The sequence below is a fragment of the Microbulbifer sp. ABF4_148 genome (assembly GCF_056158985.1).
The window spans coordinates 1,891,899-1,911,354 of sequence record NZ_JBSWUI010000001.1 but is presented as its reverse complement, the minus strand read 5'-3'; the positions used below and the strand labels follow the sequence as shown (position 1 = coordinate 1,911,354).

General features: G+C 58.2%; 17 protein-coding genes. 9 read left to right on the top strand and 8 right to left on the bottom strand.

From position 1 onward, the window contains the following. Positions 1 to 76: 76 nt before the first annotated feature. Positions 77 to 1,108 (bottom strand): Fe(3+) ABC transporter substrate-binding protein, encoded by a 1,032-nt coding sequence (locus ACXAD0_RS08245; RefSeq protein ID WP_475087893.1) that lies wholly within the window; start codon positions 1,106 to 1,108, stop codon positions 77 to 79. Between the two features lie 216 nt (positions 1,109 to 1,324). Between ACXAD0_RS08245 and ACXAD0_RS08240 the strand changes: the two genes are divergently transcribed. Continuing rightward, entirely contained in the window at positions 1,325 to 1,675 is a 351-nt protein-coding gene (locus ACXAD0_RS08240; RefSeq protein ID WP_475087892.1) for a PepSY domain-containing protein, read from the top strand. 87 nt (positions 1,676 to 1,762) lie between these two features. Then, positions 1,763 to 2,068 carry a hypothetical protein gene (locus ACXAD0_RS08235; RefSeq protein WP_475087891.1) on the top strand — a complete coding sequence of 102 codons (306 nt, stop codon included), beginning with the start codon at positions 1,763 to 1,765 and terminating at the stop codon, positions 2,066 to 2,068. A gap of 6 nt (positions 2,069 to 2,074) precedes the next feature. On the opposite strand, the gene ACXAD0_RS08230 is transcribed toward ACXAD0_RS08235, so the two are convergent. The 5 genes from ACXAD0_RS08230 to ACXAD0_RS08210 form a co-directional block, all read right to left on the bottom strand. Next, complete coding sequence (locus ACXAD0_RS08230; protein WP_475087890.1) at positions 2,075 to 2,548, bottom strand: potassium channel family protein; 474 nt, start codon at positions 2,546 to 2,548, stop codon at positions 2,075 to 2,077. After that, entirely contained in the window at positions 2,535 to 2,990 is a 456-nt protein-coding gene (gene tadA / locus ACXAD0_RS08225) for a tRNA adenosine(34) deaminase TadA (protein ID WP_475087889.1), read from the bottom strand. Before tadA ends, ACXAD0_RS08230 begins: the two co-directional genes overlap by 14 nt. Positions 2,991 to 2,999: 9 nt before the next feature. After that, a complete protein-coding gene (locus tag ACXAD0_RS08220) occupies positions 3,000 to 3,800 on the bottom strand; it encodes a putative RNA methyltransferase (protein WP_475087888.1) in 801 nt (266 codons plus the stop codon). After that, positions 3,797 to 5,425, bottom strand: coding sequence for a GMC family oxidoreductase (locus ACXAD0_RS08215; protein WP_475087887.1), 1,629 nt, complete (start codon positions 5,423 to 5,425; stop codon positions 3,797 to 3,799). Before ACXAD0_RS08215 ends, ACXAD0_RS08220 begins: the two co-directional genes overlap by 4 nt. A gap of 287 nt (positions 5,426 to 5,712) precedes the next feature. Further along, complete coding sequence (locus ACXAD0_RS08210; RefSeq protein WP_475087886.1) at positions 5,713 to 8,436, bottom strand: family 20 glycosylhydrolase; 2,724 nt, start codon at positions 8,434 to 8,436, stop codon at positions 5,713 to 5,715. A 526-nt stretch (positions 8,437 to 8,962) separates the two neighbouring features. On the opposite strand from ACXAD0_RS08210, the gene ACXAD0_RS08205 reads away from it, so the two are divergent. Next, the gene (locus ACXAD0_RS08205) at positions 8,963 to 9,388 is read left to right on the top strand and encodes a hypothetical protein (RefSeq protein ID WP_475087885.1); all 426 of its coding nucleotides are present in this window, start codon (positions 8,963 to 8,965) and stop codon (positions 9,386 to 9,388) included. A 66-nt stretch (positions 9,389 to 9,454) separates the two neighbouring features. Continuing rightward, the gene (locus ACXAD0_RS08200; RefSeq protein ID WP_475087884.1) at positions 9,455 to 9,949 is read left to right on the top strand and encodes an RDD family protein; all 495 of its coding nucleotides are present in this window, start codon (positions 9,455 to 9,457) and stop codon (positions 9,947 to 9,949) included. Between the two features lie 95 nt (positions 9,950 to 10,044). Here ACXAD0_RS08200 and lptG read toward each other — a convergent pair whose 3' ends face one another. Together lptG and lptF are read right to left on the bottom strand one after the other, a co-directional pair. After that, a complete protein-coding gene (lptG, locus tag ACXAD0_RS08195) occupies positions 10,045 to 11,106 on the bottom strand; it encodes an LPS export ABC transporter permease LptG (protein WP_475087883.1) in 1,062 nt (353 codons plus the stop codon). Beyond that, positions 11,099 to 12,220, bottom strand: coding sequence for an LPS export ABC transporter permease LptF (gene lptF, locus ACXAD0_RS08190; RefSeq protein WP_475087882.1), 1,122 nt, complete (start codon positions 12,218 to 12,220; stop codon positions 11,099 to 11,101). Before lptF ends, lptG begins: the two co-directional genes overlap by 8 nt. A gap of 311 nt (positions 12,221 to 12,531) precedes the next feature. On the opposite strand from lptF, the gene ACXAD0_RS08185 reads away from it, so the two are divergent. From ACXAD0_RS08185 to ACXAD0_RS08165, 5 genes are all read left to right on the top strand, one after another. Then, positions 12,532 to 14,007, top strand: a complete 1,476-nt coding sequence (locus ACXAD0_RS08185) for a leucyl aminopeptidase (protein WP_475087881.1) — start codon at positions 12,532 to 12,534, stop codon at positions 14,005 to 14,007. Positions 14,008 to 14,130: 123 nt separating this feature from the next. Beyond that, positions 14,131 to 14,556 carry a DNA polymerase III subunit chi gene (locus ACXAD0_RS08180; protein WP_475087880.1) on the top strand — a complete coding sequence of 142 codons (426 nt, stop codon included), beginning with the start codon at positions 14,131 to 14,133 and terminating at the stop codon, positions 14,554 to 14,556. Positions 14,557 to 14,734: 178 nt separating this feature from the next. Beyond that, complete coding sequence (locus ACXAD0_RS08175; protein ID WP_475087879.1) at positions 14,735 to 15,577, top strand: hypothetical protein; 843 nt, start codon at positions 14,735 to 14,737, stop codon at positions 15,575 to 15,577. A gap of 205 nt (positions 15,578 to 15,782) precedes the next feature. Beyond that, complete coding sequence (locus ACXAD0_RS08170; protein ID WP_475087878.1) at positions 15,783 to 18,557, top strand: valine--tRNA ligase; 2,775 nt, start codon at positions 15,783 to 15,785, stop codon at positions 18,555 to 18,557. A gap of 468 nt (positions 18,558 to 19,025) precedes the next feature. After that, complete coding sequence (locus ACXAD0_RS08165) at positions 19,026 to 19,448, top strand: NADH-quinone oxidoreductase subunit A (protein WP_475087877.1); 423 nt, start codon at positions 19,026 to 19,028, stop codon at positions 19,446 to 19,448. Positions 19,449 to 19,456 lie beyond the last annotated feature (8 nt).

The window sequence follows — 19,456 nt, the reverse complement described above, 5'->3', positions numbered from 1 at the left end:
GGTTACGTCCATATAGAAAAAGCGCGGCCCCAGTGCGGGGCCGCGCTCAATCCAGATTCATTGTGCCGGAGTGGCTTTAGAAATCGAAGCCGACTTCGTCCACCAGCTTGGAAGCCACCGGCACCTGCGAAGCGATCTCGGTCAGGCTGAGCTCGTCTTCCTTGAAGTCACCCATATATTCCTTGATCAGCTCGGAACGCTCAATACCCGGGCGAACCGGGAACTCAAAGTTTTTCTCCGCGTAAACAAACTGCGCGTCTTCACCGCTGAGAAACTCCATCAGTTTGATGGCATTGTCGCGATTCGGCGCGTGCTTGGCCAGCGCCACACCGGAAATAAACATATGGGTTCCGCGGTCGGACTGGTTCGGGAAAACCAGATTGACGGACTTGGCCCAATCGATTTGTTCCGGCTGCTCGGTGTTGGTAATCATCTTACCGAAGTAATAGCTATTACCCAGCGCCAGATCACAAACGCCCTCGCTGATGGCTTTCACCTGGGCGCGGTCATTACCCTGGGGCTTACGCGCCAGATTGGCTTTGACACCCTCGAGCCACTTTTTGGTTTCTGCTTCGCCGTGATGGGCAATCATTGATGCCACCAGAGACAGGGTGTAAGGATGCTTGCCACTGCGGGTACAGACGCGACCCTTCCACTTGGGATCCACCAGCTCTTCATAGGAAGTAATTTCACCCGGCTTGACCCGGTCTTTGGATGCGTAGATCAGGCGCGCACGGGTGGTGAGGCCAAACCACTGGTCTTCAGGATCACGGAACTGAGCCGGGATATTGCCTTCCAGTACGGTACTCTCTACCGGCTGGGCCAGTCCCTTGTTCACCAGATCCATCAGATTACTGGTGTTGGAAGTGAGAACCAGATCGGCCGGGCTGTTGCGCCCTTCCCGCTCAAGACGCTCGTTCAGGCCTTTGCTCGCGTAGACAACTTTAGCCTCGATGCCGGTTTCCTCAGTGAACTTCTCCAGAATCGGCTCGATCAAAAAGGGCTGGCGATAAGAGTAGATGTTGACCTGTTCGGCGGCGCTGGCGGCAATGGAGAAACCAATACCGGCAAGCAGAGTGCCTATTTGAGCGAAGCGTTTGTTGCGCATAGTTCGATTCCTGAAAGAACTCTTAAAGTGAGAAGGATTCTCATTTGTGTTCCAGGTAATGTCAACCCCGCATTGGCACGGTTTGCGGCAAAGCGTGTGTTCGGGTGACTGCGCAAATTTCAACCTATGCTTAGTGGAGCACGACATCCGTCGTCCTTCGATTTCTACCCGAGCGGGCTTGCAAGAACCCATGCAACGTTTCTGGAGAGGTCATTCATGTTGTTAGATCCCCGCGGCCTGATCCGGCACTGTGCCGTCGGCTGTCTTATTTGCCTCCTGTCCACCACGGCCCTGGCTGACACGATCGACCGCCCTCCACCGGGGGCGATGGCATTGTCCACCGTGCTCACCCGTCTTGAACAACAGGGCTACACCCCCATCGTCAAAGTGGAACTGAAAGGCGAACGCTGGGAGATTACCGGCTTCAAGACCGGCGAGGTGCAGGTCGTTCTGGTAGATCCGAACAGCGGCGATATCATCGGTGACACCAACGCAACACCGGCGCAGGAAGCGGCTGGGGACAACCCATCGGCAGCCGATGCGATAAATCCGGATTCCACCGACTAGCGGACAGTACCCGCCATTCGCAAAAAGTGTGGGTGAGACGCAGAAATCACCTTATCAATGGGTCTTCCCATTGATAAGGATTCAGCGATGAGCCTGACGATCAGCGTCCTGTTAGCCGGTGCACTGACCTTCCCTGTTCCGCCGGACCCGGTGATCCCCCCCAATATCGGCCTGCCCAGCAGTCCCGATCTGTACGAGGAAGAGCCCTCGATCATTGCGCTCGAGGTATCCACGATCCGCGGGCGACTGAAGAGACTGGGCTACTACCCGATTACTTCCATGGAGTTTGAGCGCGGGCGCTGGACCATTTATGCGTATCAGGGACAGCGTATGCGTCGCCTGCGGGTGGATCCCGACAGCGGCTATGTGCTCAGCGACAGGGCGGCGCGTTAACAGCTGCTAGCGATGGGGGGGCTTGACGTCGTGATCGAGCTCGTAGGAATGCCAGTACTTTTGCATTTTCAGGAACAGGAAGGAGGCCGTCCAGGTAATCATCACCAGACCGGTCAGGGCCTCGAGCCCCACCGTAAAGCGCAACTGGCCGTGGGGTTCGATATCTCCGAGCCCCAGTGACGTGTACGTGGTAAAAGAGAAATACACGGCGTCATGCAGGGTCCCGTCAAAATTGCCCTGCAGCGTGCCAAAATAGTCTGCCTGGTACATGTAGTAGTAAGCCACTGCAAACAGCCAGATTTCGATCACGTGGGCAATCAGCCCTCCGAATACGCCAATCAGCACGGCCATATTGCGGCTGACATGTCGCTTATGGCCCAGCACGAACATCGCGTTCAGGCATTCGTGGTGAATCACCACCACGCTGGCTACCAGCAGGGAATTCAACAACACCAAAAGCCACAGATCAGCGTCGGCCATGAAAAAACTCCTTCATGAGCGCTGAAGCCTGCTCCGCGAGCACCCCGCCCTCCACCGTAATCCGGTGGTTGAAAAAGTTCGCCTGGGGCAATTGCAGCTGGCTCTCCACCACACCGGCCCGGGGTTCACTCGCCCCATAAACCAGTCGGGATACCCGCGCGTGCATCATTGCGCCAAAGCACATGGTGCAGGGTTCGATGGTGACGTACAGGGTGCTGTTGGGTAGCCGATAATTATTTTGCAACTCCGCCGCCCGACGCAGTGCGACAATCTCCGCATGGGCGCTGGGGTCACAATTGCCAATGGGCCGATTGCTGCCCTCGCCGATCACCTCACCATCGCGCACCAGCACCGCGCCCACGGGAACCTCCCCACGTTCCGCCGCGATCTGCGCCAGGTGCAGCGCCTGCTGCATAAAGGCAAAATCCCTAGGTGTCGCCATGATTTCCCGTCAATGTTTGCTACTCAATCGGCGCACAACAAAATCGGCTTCCAGTTCGAGAGTATCGCGCTGCGCCAACGCTTCCCGCACGGCCGCATCACCTTTCCAGGCAAACGGTGTCATACCGAGAAAATCGGCAATCGCCTCATGGCCCCGCAGGGTAAAGGTGAAACAGCATCGCAGTTGGGCATCGACGTTAAACCCGGCAATCGCCTTGGGAGGCTCGTGGGGACGCGCCTCGTTGTACAGTGCTGTTTTCAGTGACCACAGGTGCTCGGGACCTGGCGCCACATCGAGCAGCACACCGCCCGGCTTGAGAACGCGGAGTAATTCACTCTCTGCAGCAGGCGCAAAAATCCTGAGCAACCTTGCAATGCTGTGATCCTGAAGCGGGATATCATAACTACCCGCCACAACAAATTGTGCCCCCGACTGCCGCTTCGCGGCGAGGCGAGCGCCCGCCTTGGAAATGTCGATCCCACCGAGCGCATCCTGTGGCCAGCCCGCCGCTTGCAGAGCGCGCAGGTAATATCCCTCACCGCTGCCAATATCCAGCAGCTGCAGCCCCGCTTCGTAGGGCAGCATCGCCACAATGGCATCAACCAGGGGGCGGTAGTGCCCGGCCTCGAGGAACCTGCGTCGCGACTGCAGCATATCGGCGGAATCACCCGGTTCCCGGCTGCGCTTGCGATTCACCGGCAACAGGTTGACGTACCCTTCCTTCGCGCGATCGAAGCTGTGGGCGTTATCGCAACGCCACACGGTGCCCGACTGCAACGCCAGGCTGCAGATAGGACATGTCCAGTTCATGCAGTCTCCCGCCTTAATTTACTGCTCACTGGCGCTGGTTCGTTCAACATCATATCGGCCCCTTTCTCGGCAATCGCAATCGCTGGCGCATTGGTGTTGCCGCTAACCAGCGTGGGCATAATCGAGGCATCCACAACCCGAAGGCCATCAACGCCGCGCACTTTCAGCTGTTCATCGACCACCGCCATTTCATCGCGGCCCATTTTACAGGTGCCAACCGGATGATAAATACTTTCTGCATGCTCACGGATAAATCGGATAATGTCTTCACGTTCGGTCAGACCTTCTCCCGGCAACCACCAACGCTTCTGATAGCGACGCATTTCCGGTCGGTCCAGAATATCCCTGGCCATTTCAAAGGCTTCGATCATCACCTGTAAATCTTCACTGGCAGAGAGATAGTTCGGCTGCAGGCGTGGCAAGTCGGCGGGGTTGGCGCTGGCGAGTGTCAGGTATCCGCGGCTGAGTGGACGCAGAGCGCAAGCGTGCAAAGAGTAACCATATCCGGGCAATTTCTTGCGCCCGTGATCAAAAAGAGCTGCCGCGGTAAAGTGAAACTGTATATCGGGCTCACCACCGGAAAGTGAAGAGTGTGCGAAGCCGCCTACTTCGGCAACATTGCTGGTGAGGGGCCCCCTGCCACCAAAAAACCACTCCGGCAATCGGAACCCGGTTTTCAAGACGGACCACGGCGAGGTATTGAAAGTCACAGGCTTGCTCGCTTCCACCACCTGGGTAATATCCAGATGATCCTGCAAGTTTTGCCCAACGCCGGGTAAATGCGCCTGAACGGTAATACCGTGCTTCTGCAACATCGCTGCATCGCCGATCCCTGACAGCATCAATATCTGCGGAGACTGCAGGGCTCCAGCACTCAGCACGACTTCCCGGTTGGCAAGAATCTGCTGGCCATTTAACAGCTCGACCCCGGTCACCCGATCCCCACGGAACAAAAGCCGCGCCACCTGGGCCCCAGTCATGACATCGAGATTCGGACGCGACATGACCGGATGCAAATAAGCAACCGCACTGGAACAACGGCGACCATTGCGCTGCGTGACCTGATAGAAGCCGACGCCGGTCTGTTTATCGCTATTGAAATCAGGGTTTGGGAAGTGTCCGTTCTTGACGGCTGCACTCAGGAAAGCTTTACCAATCTCTGACTTCCAGCGGAGATCCGAGACGGCGAGCGGGCCAAAGCCACTGTGATGCGAATCACTACCGCGCTGATTCCCTTCGGCTTTCAAGAAATACGGCTTGAGATCTCGCCATGACCAGCCGGGATTTCCGGCGGCTTCCCAGGCATCGTAATCGGCGCTATTGCCGCGCACATAGATCATCGCATTAATGGAACTGCTGCCACCCAGCGTACGTCCGCGGGGCCAGAACATTCGGCGATCATTGAGCTCTGACTGGGGTTCCGTTTCGTGATGCAGATTATACCGGTCACCGGGCACCAGATAGCTGATACCCGCGGGCATGTGAATGAGAGGACTGCGATCCTTGGGGCCGGCCTCCAGCAGGCAAACCCGGTTTTGTTCGCTGGCACTCAATCGATTGGCCATCACGCAACCAGCGGAGCCCGCTCCCACAACAACGTAGTCGAATACCATTTGACGCGGCATGTTGGTTCTCTCTCTGTCCCTTGGTGCTTTGCACCGTACAGGGAGACGCCACCAGTCCTCAAGTACGACCGACGAGGTTTTCCGAGCTATTTCGGATTCCGCAAGAGAAGCTGTGCGTTGCTGCCGCCGCCGCTACCAGCGTGGCGAGTGGGCCCTGTGCCGCCTAATTGTAGCCGCTCGGTATCTCACACTCGCTCGACATGCGAAGGGATCGCTAACAATGCGGCGCCAGAGGCGCCCGGGATCATGAAGGCCTCCGGGTGGAGGCCCTGGAGAGGCGCGCCCGCTCAGGGCGCTAGTGGCACGGCACGACCCGCTCGGCGACCGTCGGCACTCCGGGCGCGGACAGCGTCCACCTTGTCGGCAGGCATACCCGTCGTCACCGGTTGCCAGGACTCGCCATTGAAATACTCCGCCGCGAGCCCCGGGAATGCCTGTGCAATTTTCAGGGTGTCGCCATCCGCTGCAGCGCCCGGCACGGGGATGCGGTAGCCCACACCCGCGAGGTCCAGTTTGAGCAGCTCCCGATAGCCCAGTGCAGCGGAGAATTCTTGCCAGTCGGCATCCAGCGCTGCCACATCCACCAAATGGCTTTGCGCGGAGAACTCCTGATCTGGCGTCGCGTCGAGTTCCCAGGACGCGCGATGCCAGGCACGCTCGGCCAAAGCGAGCAGCCGCGGGAATATCATGTACTCCACCTGAGCGTCGGTTCTGACGACCTCACTCCACAGGTTACCCTGAATCCCGCGCACGCTATCGGCAAACTCCGCCGTAGCGGCCTTTGCGGACCAGGCATTGCCGTCTCGATCGGTCGAAACCTCTGCTAACTGTGCCGTCACCAGCGGCGCATAGCTGAACGTCTTGCGCGTGTCAGTGTGACGCGACGCCCAGTAATAGCCCGGTTCCTTCGGGTCGACCTCGTAGGGCATATCGAAATACAGGAAATCGGAGTGGGACTGCACTACCTCAAATCCAGTCGCGGCGAAATGCGAACTTTCGTCACCGCCACCCCAAACCAGAGGTGCCCAGGAATTGACGTAATTGTTCTCGGTGGCCAGCTCAGCGCCGGCATCCTTAACGGCCTTGACCCCATCGTTCCACGCGCCCAGCGTGGGAATACCTGCACCATCCACCAGCGCACTGACCTGGCGCGCGTAGTAACTTCCCAACTCGGAAATATCGGCAACGGCACCGCTGGCGATCAGTTTCTGGCACTGTGGTGAACCGGACCACGGCTGTTGACGGGCACCGGCGTCAGCATCCCCTTTCGCAGGGTTCTGACCGGGCGCATCCTCGAAGCTATCTCCCGCCAGAATATTGACCGCTTCATCACCACCAAAGTGCCAGCTCTGCAGGGGATAACCGGCCCGCGCATGCATGTCCTGCACTTCGGACATCACTTTGCCCACAAACCGATAGGTAGAATCGATGCAGGGGTTGATATAGCTATCGTCATAAAACTGCACGGACAGGAAGCGGCTGGTGTCTTCCGGGTCGATCAGCCGGTAACGGGATGCCTCTTCTGGGGCGCTCGCCGCCAGTCGACGATAACGCGCCTCCATTGCCACCACTGCGGCGCGTGCATGGGCGGGCATATCAAATTCCGGAATCACTTCGATATGGCGATCACCGGCGTATCGGACAATTTCCACATAGTCCTCAACACTGAAGTGACCGCTGCCATTATTGTCCGAGCCGGGCCCAGACCCCAGCTGAGGCAACAGGCAGCGATTCTCTTCAAGATCAAAGCAGCGCCGCGCACCAATATCCGTGAGCTCGGGCAGACCCGGCACTTCGAGTCGCCAGCCTTCATCATCGGACAGGTGGAAGTGGAAGCGATTCAGCTTGTACGCCGCCATCTGGTCAAGCAGCTTCAGTACCAGTGGCTTGGTGTGGAAGTTGCGGCCCACATCGAGAAACAGGCCCCGATGGGGAAAGCGCGGAGCATCTTCTACCTCGGCAACCACCAGTGTTGCTGCGCGCACATCGACCAGACCAATCAGGGACTGGAGCCCATAGAAAGCGCCAGCCTGTCCGACGGCTTCAATGACGGCACCCTGCTCCTCCACTTTCAGGCGATAGGACTCCTCATCCCCCAGCCCGGGAAGACCCGCATCCACCACAATCTGTACCGGGAAAGCTTGCGCCCCCGCTCCGGCGAGACCCAGCATTTGCAACCGCTGCTGTATCGCATCTGCGGCACCGTCGCTCAGGGCACCATGATCGATGGTCAACCCTTTACGAATATCAATGGTCTCACCGGTCGCCCGTATGTTTAGGGGTTTCGGCACGAGACGCGTGCGCCAGCGGTCATCGCCCTGCACGCCACGGGCAGAAAACGTATCGAAGCGGCTTTCGGCTGTCGCCAGGGTGTTGGCGTCCGCGGCCGCCCGTTTCCAGTTGTCGGGATGATTTTTCTGAATCGGCAGCACCATTCCCGCGATACTGTCGGAATCTGTTGCGCGAATCACGTGTGCCACACCGTCGCCATCGACAGTGAACAAGCGCGGCATAAAATCAGACTCGAACTGGAACCAGTACTCTGCCAACAAATCCAGCTCGAGTGTTTCTCCAGCACCGAGTCCGGCGAAATTCTCCTCAGGAATCAACCGATGCAGATCCCCTTTGACATGCTCCAGACGCAGGTCGTCGCGATTCAGGAGCGCCAGAGTGCGGCGCACGCTGTGAAAGTAGAGACTCCAGTCGGCTGCGCCAGAGACCAACGGGCTGGCGCCGGCGTTGGTTAATGAGATGCGATACGTGGAGCAAATGGCGCCACTGCCCCCCTCGACTTTACAACGGGACGCCAATTCCGCGCCGCCGGCCTGGTAGTTAACCAGTACTTCCTGATGTACCTGGAAGTCCTCGGCGATTTGCTGCGCCGTGCTGCGCTCGGGCTCCGGCGGACTTTGCTCGGCACAACCGCCCAGGACGGCGGCCAACCCAATGGCCAGGGCAAAAACAGGAGTGCGCAGAGCGGCTTTCATAGGGGGATAAATGGCGCGGAGCATGGGAGTCCTTGTCTATTTGTTATGGCACCAATCGTTACCTGCCCCACAATAACGAAAAAGACAGCGCTGTCAATATGCAAACTGGCTCCAAAGCGCTGTGGGCGCCCCCGGCAAAGACCCTCGGACCCCCTGTCAATATGGCACAAAAAACGACCAGCTAGCGTCAAAAACGAACGTTAACTAGATCATGTTTTTCTATAGACGCCGAAAACGCCGCTTTTGAAGTAATTAAAAACTATTGGCGGCCCCATCCCCACTACTCACGGGGACTGGGCGAGACTCTTGAAAGCCAGAGCTGGTACGGTATTCGAGCCAACGTGACCCACTCACCAGCAGCATTCACGATTCGGGTTTGCAAGGGGATACGACGCATGAGATACATCAGATTGTTCGGGTTGAACCATAATAAATTCAGTGGCTGTTAAGGCCACATAGGAAACAAACACCCGGGGTTGATTCCATGGAACTCTGCAGTACTCGTAAAAGGATCAGACTAGGCGCAAGGGTGCTTGCCTCGCTGATCTTGGTGCCCGCCTCAACCTGCTGTCTCGCAGACGAAATCTTTATTCCTGACACCAGCAGCGCGCTCAATCTCCGCGCCAACAACGCGTTCTTCATCGACAGCGCGTTTGGCATGGACAACGAGGCGCTTTATCAGTCGGCCGAAAATCTACGCAATAACTCGATGGGCACGGTGCACCGTCGCCTGAATTATCAGTGGCTTCAAACCCACACCAACCCGGACAAGTTCTCGCCTACCACCGGTGGCAAGGCCGTCAATGCCATTCTGCGGATGGGCTGGGAAACCTACCGGGAGCAGAACAAGCGCAACAGCAATAACTTCCTGATGCGCTACAGCAACAAAGCCCAGGGCAAGATCGGTAAGGCCATGGACTACGACGTGCGTCTGTCCGACGACAAGTTCAGAGTGTCCTTCGAGTACGAGTTCTAGGGAACCTCTGATCAAATCCTGTCCCTTTTGTTAGAATCTCCGCCATTCAATGTGGCGGAGATTCCCGTGAGCAACCCTACCCCCCCAACCGAGTACACCCAGCTACCCTTTGCCAGCCCCGGCCGACGGCTCGCAGCCCTGCTGTACGACGCCCTGATCCTGCTGGGTTTGCTGATGGTGTACGGTTTTATCGCATTGATGGTTGGCGGCCTGGTCGGAGGTCTCGAATGCCAACCGCAACAGCAGGATTACAACCCCTGTGTCAGCGGCCCGCTGTTCCGCCTGGGCGCCATTGCCGTCATCGCCGGATACTTCTTCTGGTCCTGGCGCGCTGCGGGACAAACCATCGGCATGCGTGCCTGGCGTTTGCTATTGGCAAGTCCTGACGGCGTCCAGCTGAGCTGGGGACAGTGCTTTCGCCGGGCCATCGTGGGACCGGTCTCGCTGGCCTGTTTCGGACTGGGATACTTCTGGGGGCTGAGCCGCGCGGACCGCGCTACCTGGCATGACCTGTTCTCGGACTCACAAGTGCGTGTTCTGCCGCCAAAGAAGAAGTCATAACATCGGGACAGAGTGTTGCGGGCGCGTTGTAACCCTCGACATACCGGGTGCCCGGCGCTGACCGCCAGGCACTCACAGATACCGCGCCCCCGGCACTAACCCGCGCGGCGCAACAGGGCCCAGCCAAGCAGGCAGCAGAACAGAATGGGCACGACTACGGCAACCAGCGGCGGGAAGCCAAAGACGAGAGAGGACGGGCCGAGCATATCCTGCAGGGTTTGGAAGACGATCCCCACAATGACGCCGGTGAATACCCGAAGTCCGGTGGTGACCTCCCGCAGTGGTCCGAAGATAAAGGATATCGCCACCATCACCAGACTGATAATGGTCAGCGGTTGCAGCACTTTCTTCCAGAACTCCAACCAGTAACGTCCTGAATCTTCCCCTTTGCGGTCGAGAAAAGTCGCATACGACCACAGGCTGCGCGGGGCCAAATCTGAAGGCAACGGCACGACCAATTCGAATAGCTGGGGTGACACTTCCGTATCCCAGCTACTCGATGGACTGGCGGAACTTACCGTGTGATCTTCCGCGAGCTGGGTCTCACGATTGTTCAGCAGGACCCACTTGCCACCCTCGTATTCACCACGCTCAGAGAAGGTTACTTTCTCCAGTTCACCTTCTTCGGCAAATCGATAACGCGTAACACCGTACAGCTGGCCATCCGGCATTGCAGCGTTGAAGTGTACAAATTCTCCCTGATCGTACATCCATAATCCCTGATCCAGGCCGCGCCGGTCGAGGTCACCCAGAGCCTCGGCTTTGCGACTTTCAGCTACCTGGCTGGTATAGGGAATCACATACTCGGCCAATGCCATACCGAACAGGATCAGCAGGATGACGGGCTTCATGACTGCCCACGCAATACGTCCGACGGACACACCCGCGGCACGCATCACAGTAAGTTCACTGGTACCCGCAAGCGTACCCAGGCCGATCATGCAACCAACCAGCGCACCGAATGCCAGGTACTCATAGATTCGGTCGGGCATGGTCCACAGCAGATAACTGGCAACCTGGGACTTTTGATAGCCCTCAGCGACGTCATCCAGCTCGTCCAAAAACGCGAAAAGCAGGTCGAGCCCCAGAATGACCAACAGCACAGCCAACACCGCGCCCGCCACTGTGCGGCCGATATAGAGATCGAGCTTAAGCATGCTGCGCGTCTCCTGCCGGCTTGGTACGCGTAAAGCGCCAGTTCCTGCCAAACAGCAGGATCAAACCGAGTATCAGGAAGGGAGGATGCACCAACCAGATCGCGGCAGGGTTATCCACTTTGCCATCCTCTACGGCGCCGCGGATCCAGATCAGCGCATAGAGGTACAGTACATACAACAGCACTGCGGGTATCATTTTCAGGTAGCGCCCCTGGCGGGGATTCGTGCGGCTAAGCGGCACCGCCAGCACGGCGACCACCAACACCAGTACCGGCAGGCTGAAGCGCCAGTGCAAGTTGGCTTTGGCCTCACGATCATCACTGCGCATCAAGTCGAGGGTCGACGCGGATTGGAGTCGGTCACTCTGGCGCTCACGCACCCGCGGCGCTTCCAACAGAGTTTCGTAGCTTTCAAACTCCATCAACCGATAATCCCGCTGCCCCGGTACGCCCTCGTAGCGAAAGCCATTTCGTAATACGAGATAACGCAACCCGGTCTCAGGATCGATTTCCTGGACGCCCTCCGCGGCACGGATCACAACCTGGTAATCCGTCTCTGTTTGCGCCTCGGCACTGCCAAGCTCCGCCAGAAAGACATTGTGCATGGTCGAGCGATCGGCACTCAGACCTTCTGCGTAATAAACCGCGCGGCCGCCTTCGGTAGCAACAAACTTCTTGGGTACCAGGTGATCAAATTCGTTGCGGGATTTATCCGCGGTCAGTAAGCCCGAAGAGCGCTCCATCCCGGTTGGCGTCAGGTAAAGGCTCATCGCCGCCACCGCAAGCGCGACGATAGCAGCGGGAGCGAGTGTGTAGGCGAGCAGACGTTTTTCACTGAAGCCACAGGCGTGCAGGACGGTCATCTCACTTTCAATGTAGAGTCGTCCATAGGCGAGCAGGATCCCGAGGAACATACCCATGGGCACCAGCAGCTCGAGGAAGCTGGGCAGTCGATACCCCATCACGGGAAACAGAATGGCCGCGGACAGATCCCCCGCTGCCGCCTCGGCCAGATATTTCACGAACCGGCCGCTCATCACCATTAACAGCAGCACCGAGCTGACCGCCACAGTGGCATACAATAGCTCGCGGCACAGGTAACGAAAAATAATCACGGGGAAATGGTGTCCTCAAAACCCAGCCAATGCGCGGGCAAAAAATGAGCAGCGAACGGGCAACTCTTGTGGCCAGGGCCCGGTGTGCGCTTGGTCATTGCTCGCGGGGAGTCCCAACAATTGGGCCCCCGGCGCGGCAAATCAACCCGTCACGGGTTACACTGCCCCATTATCGCCAAAAATACCGGCTGTGTCTCGAATACTCTGGCGCGAATCTATCGCCCGGGAAGGAAAATTTCGAGAGTCACCCGTGCAAAATGGGACGCCGGTGACAACTTATAGATTGAAACTGATCGAGAGGAAAAGGAAGCATGCAGTTTTCTGCCAAGGTTACTGATATCACCAAGCAACGCACGGCGTGTGCGATATTGCCGGTCGGCGACAAGAATCGCCTGACAGCCAGCGGCGCCGCCCTGGACAAAGCCTGTAATGGCGCTATTGGTAAACTGCTCAAGCGCGGGGATCTTTCCACCAAAGCTGGCAGCACACTGCTGCTCAATCAGACCGCGGCGAAACCGGAACGCGTGCTTCTGGTTCGCTCGGGCCAATCGGGTAAGGGAGCACTCACCCAAGCCGAGTTTCGCAAGTTGTGCCAAGTGGCAGCGAAAGCGGTAAAGGGCTTCAAAGACGCGGTCAGCTACCTGAGTGAAGTCCCTGTCGCTGACGCGGACATCAACTGGCAAGCCCAGCAACAGGCGCTGGCGATGGGTCTGGCAACTTACGTGTTTACCGAATTCAAGAGCGCCGCCAAAGCCAGCCCGCTGACTGCCTTCATTATTCATGCCCCGGAGCGCAAACAGCTCAAAGCCGCACAAACCGGCTGCGCCCAGGGTGCAGCACAAGCCAATGGCAGCAACGTCGCGCGCGAACTCGGCGACCTGCCAGGTAACGTGTGCACCCCCACTTACCTGGTGAACCAGGCGCGGGCACTGGCGAAAAAGCATCCCAAGCTGAGTACTACCATTCTCGATCAGAAAAAAATGACCGCACTGGGTATGGGCTCCTTCATGAGTGTGGCCAAGGGCAGTGACGAGCCCCCGGCACTGATCGCCATGAACTACAAAGGCGGCAAGGCGGGTGACAAGCCCGTGGTCCTGGTGGGCAAGGGCATCACATTTGACACGGGTGGCATCAGCCTGAAGCCCGGCGCCAGCATGGACGAGATGAAGTTCGATATGTGCGGTGCCGCCAGCGTATTCGGGGTCATTAACGCACTGCTGGAGCTCAAGCCAGCAATCAATGTGGTGGGGCTGGTTGCCGCAGCCGAAAACATGCCCAGCGGCCGCGCCAGCAAGCCCGGCGATATTGTGACTTCGATGTCAGGTCAGACCATCGAGATTCTCAATACAGATGCCGAGGGACGCCTGGTATTATGTGATGCCCTCACCTATGCCGCCAAATACAAGCCCAAGGCGGTCATTGATATTGCCACCCTCACCGGAGCCTGTGTCATTGCACTGGGTAGCCACGCCAGTGGCCTCTACGCCAATCAGGACAAACTGGCCGAAAAGCTGCTGGCGTCCGGCGAGCGCACTGGTGACCGGGCCTGGCGTATGCCACTTTGGGATGAATATCAGCCCATGCTGGATTCCAATTTCGCCGACATGCAGAATATCGGTGGCCGCGAAGCAGGCTCAGTGACCGCCGCTTGCTTCCTCGCCCGATTTACCAAGGACTACAACTGGGCGCACCTGGATATTGCCGGCAGTGCGTGGAACTCCGGTGCCGCCAAGGGCGCTACCGGCCGCCCGGTTCCGCTTCTGGTGGACTACCTGCTGTCCAAGTAATCCGGCAGGCCAAACCACCAAGAAATCACCGCGGGCCCCCGGGGTCCGCGGTGCCAGCGTCTCTGTCATACCTCAAAGGTGAGGCAGAAAGGGCGCTCACAACGAATACCTGACCATTGCACCATGACCCGAATCGACTTCTACGTCCTCGCCTCAAACAAGCCGGAGGACAGTGACCTGTTTGCCTGCCGACTCGCCGAGAAAGCCACGCGCGCCGGTCTCAGGGTGCTGCTGGCCGTCGACTCCGAGGACCACGCCACGCGCCTGGACGAACTGCTGTGGACCTTCAGAGAGGACAGCTACGTTCCACACAATCGGCAATCAGAGGAAAAAAATGCGCTAGTGGAGGTCAATTGCGGAGAAGACCCTGCCGATCATCACGGGCTACTCATCAATTTGTGCAGTGATCTGCCCGCCTGGTTCAGCCGCTTCGAGCGCCTGGCCGAAATCGTGATTCAGGAGCCTGGTTCGCTCGAGCGATCCCGCACGCGCTTCAGTCATTTCCGCGACCGCGGATATCCGCTGCAAACCCACAAGATTGGCGGCTAAAGCTACCGCACCCGGATTCGACCCGATCAAGCCACGCCCAAGCACGCAAATTAAGATCCGGTTCATTGCCCGCCATTCGCCTGTCCGGCTAAACTACCCTTTTGTCGCCAACGGCCTCTTTTTGAGGGGCGGGCACTCAGCTTTGATCAAAATATAAACAGGCTCTGACGCGCACTCCATGTCCGGCAAGAAGAACAGGCACAAGCACCGCCATCAGCAGCGTGGCCAATCCCGGGAATTGCTCGCAGAGCTGAATTCCCTGCGGGAGCTTCTCGGAACCGATGATCTCGGCGATATACCGATCCTGGATCAGGTTGCCCCCTCGGATCGCCCCGGCGGAGCGACCGATTCAACCCCACAGATGCCGGAACCGGCGCCACTGGACCCCAGCGAATTACCGATCCTCTTCTCCCCGGTCGACGAAGAGCCCGTGGAGGATATGCTCGGCGAACTCAGCGAGTCTGAGCGCGCCCTGCTGCAACCACTCAATGCGCTGCCCAGACCAGCAGATACCAGCATCGAACCGGTTGGCGTACCGGCAGATGCCGCCGCGCAAAAAGGGCGCAAACAGCGCAAGCAACGGCGTGAGGAACACCAGCACGAGCTCTTTGCCGAATCGGCCGCTGAGGAAAAGGAGAATCCCTTTCTCCCTGCCCATATTCGCGCCCGACTTACGGGAGGCAAGGTGCCTACCGGGGAAGCTGAGGCGGATCGCCCGCTCGACGAAACACCCGAGGAGCTGCTGTTGTCGGGGGAGCAGGCTCCTGAGGGGCTTGAGCCCCCTGTGGCGCCGGAGGAGAATCTCGCTACCGAGCAGACGGACTCGGGCACCGACCGCATCGAAGCGGCACCAGCCGAGCACGACGCGCAGCCAAATCGGGGCGCCCGCGAGGGCGAGGCCACGTCCCCACAACGTCAGCAACTGGTCGATCGCCTGGTCGCCCAGCAGCTGCCCGAACTCGAGCGCCAGCTGCGCGCGCGTATCGAGCAAATGCTCGACGAACTCGAAACCCGTCGCTAATTCACTTCCAGATGCCTGATTCGCCAGGCCCCGGGCAACCGCGGCCATGCGATCTTTGGCCGCAGCTACCGCAGAGCGCCTTCTTCGCTTTGCCGCCATACAGCCCGGCGGTATAATTCCGGCCCTTTTGGTGACCCGCCCCCGGCGGCGAGCCTGGCGCGGATCCGCGCCGGTAGATTTTCAGAGACAAGGTTCCCCCATCCACATGGACAAGACATACCAGCCCAACGCCATCGAACAGCAGTGGTACATGACCTGGGAAGACAACGGTTACTTCAAGCCGTCCGGTGACACCGAAGCCGATCCGTACTGCATCATGATCCCGCCGCCGAATGTCACTGGCAGCCTGCATATGGGGCATGGCTTCCAGGAGTCCATCATGGATGCCCTGATTCGCTATCACCGCATGCTGGGCGACAACACCCTGTGGCAGGTAGGTACCGACCACGCCGGTATCGCCACCCAGATGGTGGTCGAGCGACTGCTGGCCGCCGAGGGCAAGAATCGCCATGAACTGGGCCGGGACAAGTTCATCGAAAAAGTGTGGGAATGGAAGGAAGAGTCCGGCGGAACAATCACCCGCCAGCTGCGACGCCTGGGTGCCAGTCCGGACTGGTCCCGTGAACGCTTCACCATGGATGACGGTTTCTACAAGGCGGTCCAGGAAGTCTTCATTCGCCTGTACGAAGACGGTTTGATCTATCGCGGCAAGCGTCTGGTGAACTGGGACCCGAAGCTGCATACCGCCATTTCCGATCTGGAGGTCCTGAACGAAGAGGAACAGGGCAGCCTCTGGCATTTCCGCTACCCACTCACCGATGGTTCCGGTCATCTGGTTGTCGCCACTACCCGCCCCGAGACCATGCTCGGCGACACGGCAGTCGCGGTGCATCCAGAGGACGAGCGCTACAAGCACCTGATTGGCAAGACCATCAAGCTGCCCCTGGCGAATCGTGAAATTCCGATCATTGGCGATGAATACGTCGATCGTGAGTTCGGCACCGGCTGCGTCAAGATCACTCCCGCCCATGACTTCAATGATTACGAGATGGGCCAGCGCCACAGCCTCGAGATGATTAACATCCTCGACGCCGATGCGAATCTGAACGACAACGTTCCGGAAAAATATCGCGGCATGGAGCGCTTTGCGGCGCGCAAGCAGATCGTCGATGATCTGGATGCGCTGGGCTTACTGGAAAAAATTGAGCCTCACACCCTCAAGGTGCCCCGCGGGGACCGCTCCGGGGTCGTGATTGAACCCTGGCTGACCGACCAGTGGTACGTCAAAACCCAGCCACTCGCCGACGAAGCCATTGCCGCGGTCGAAGATGGCCGCGTGAATTTCGTGCCGAAGAACTACGAAAACATGTATTTCTCGTGGATGCGCGATATTCAGGACTGGTGTATTTCTCGCCAGCTGTGGTGGGGTCACCGCATTCCCGCGTGGTATGACAGTGACGGCAACGTCTACGTGGGCCGTGATGAAGCCGAGATCCGCGCCAAGCACGGCCTGGGTGATGAAGTCGCCCTGCGCCAGGACGATGACGTACTCGATACCTGGTTCTCTTCCGGCCTCTGGACCTTCGGTACCCTGGGCTGGCCAGAGGAGACCCCCGAGTTGGCGGCCTTCCATCCATCATCGGTACTGGTCACCGGCTTTGATATTATCTTCTTCTGGGTCGCGCGCATGATGATGCTGACCCTGTACTTCAAAAAGGAAGTCCCCTTCCACACGGTGTACGTTCACGGACTGGTGCGCGACAGTCACGGCCAGAAAATGTCCAAGTCCAAGGGCAATGTGCTGGACCCGATTGATCTGATCGATGGCATCGACCTCGAGAGCCTGGTGCAAAAACGCACCACCGGCATGATGCAGCCGCACCTCCGGGAAAAAATCGAGAAACAGACCCGCAAGGAATTCCCTGAGGGAATCGCCGCGTACGGCACTGATGCCCTGCGCTATACCTACTATTCCCTCGCCTCCACTGGACGGGATATCAAATTCGACGTGGGCCGTATCGAGGGTTTCCGCAACTTCTGCAACAAGATCTGGAATGCTTCCCGCTACGTTCTGCAGAATTGTGACGGTCATGATTGCGGACAGGATGGCAGTGAAGACTTTGAACTGACAATCGCTGATCGCTGGATCATTTCCCAGCTGCAGCGTACAGAACAGACAGTCGCCGAAGCCATCGACACCTACCGTTTCGATCTGGCTTCGCAGGCGCTGTACGACTTTATCTGGGGGGAATACTGCAGCTGGTACCTGGAACTGTCCAAGCCTGTGCTGTGGGACGACGATGCCTCCGCCGCAGTCAAAAAGGGCACCCGCCGCACGCTGATCCGCGTACTGGAAACCATTTTGCGACTGGCGCACCCGATGATGCCTTACATCACCGAAGAGATCTGGCAGCGGGTCAAAGAACTGGCGGGCAAGAGCGGCGACACCATCATGCTGCAGCCTTACCCCATCGCCGATGAAAACCGGATCGATACCAATGCCGAAGCGGCGATTGGCTGGCTCAAGGGTGTCATCGAAGGGTTGCGCAATATTCGCGGCGAGATGAACATTTCTCCGGCGAAGAAAATCCCGGTCATTCTACGCAACGGTTCGAGCGAAGATGCGAACCTGCTGCAGCAAACCCGTTCGCTGTTGAGCAAGCTTGCGAGCCTCGAGTCCATCGAGTGGCTCGAAGAGGGTCAAAAGGCACCGGCGTCCGCAACCGCACTGGTTGGTGACCTGGAGTTGCTCGTGCCGATGGCAGGGCTGATCGATGTCGCCGCTGAATCTGCACGCCTGCAGAAGGAACTGGACAAACTCTCCAAAGACCTGCAACGGGTAGAAGGCAAACTGAACAATCCGAAGTTTGTCGACAAGGCACCCGCCGCTGTCGTGGACAAGGAAAAAGAAAAGCTGGCAGACATGCAGAATGCGAAAGCTCGCCTGCAGCAACAACTGGAGGAGATCCAGCAGCTCTAGCGCACTATCGTCCCTTGCGTAAAACGGCGCCTTTCGGCGCCGTTTTTGTATCCATGTAACCCTCTGCCAGAGAGAATTGTGCCCATTGAAAGTACCATCGGTACCCTCTTGGTAATCTGCCTGAGCGTCGCAGTCTGCGTCAGCAGATCGTGTGACACGGAAAGCGACAGAACAGAAACATATATTAAATTTTCCACTAATAAATAATCGATCCAGCCGGTAACTGGCAGAAACCCCTTCCAGCGCTTATACACATGGAAGCGCTGAATAAATTACATGCCTAAATAGAGCTCTTGTCGCCAAACGCGCATGTAAGCCATAAAAACGGTCGCCTGCTTTTTCATTTCCAAGCCGACAAATTCGACCCAACTTCAGCGCCCCCGGCCATGCACCCGGATGAGCATCGGTGCACGCCCATAAAAACGATGATTGATGGCGTTTCTTGCGCCCTCATATGCGGGGAAAACCGTGACTACAACAACCGGTATCGATACGGCCATATGGCCCCTGCTCGTTTACGCGCTCGCCGTGGTGGGACTGATCACCCTGATGCTCGGACTATCACATTTTCTCGGACAACGACGTCGCGATGAGCAGACGGACGAGCCTTACGAATCCGGCATCGTCTCGCAGGGCAGCGCTCGCCTGCGCATTTCCGTGGCCTTCTATCTGGTCGCCATCCTGTTCATCGTATTCGACCTCGAAGCAGTCTACCTGTTCAGCTGGGCCATAGCCTTCAGGGACGTCGGCCTAGCGGGGTTTATCGAGGCAGCGGTCTTTATTGTCATCCTGCTCGCTGGCCTGGTTTATCTCTGGCGCCTGGGCGCGCTGGAATGGGGTGGGCAACAGGAGAGCCTGCAGAAAAAACACAAAACCAAAGAACAATCTTGATGCGGGGA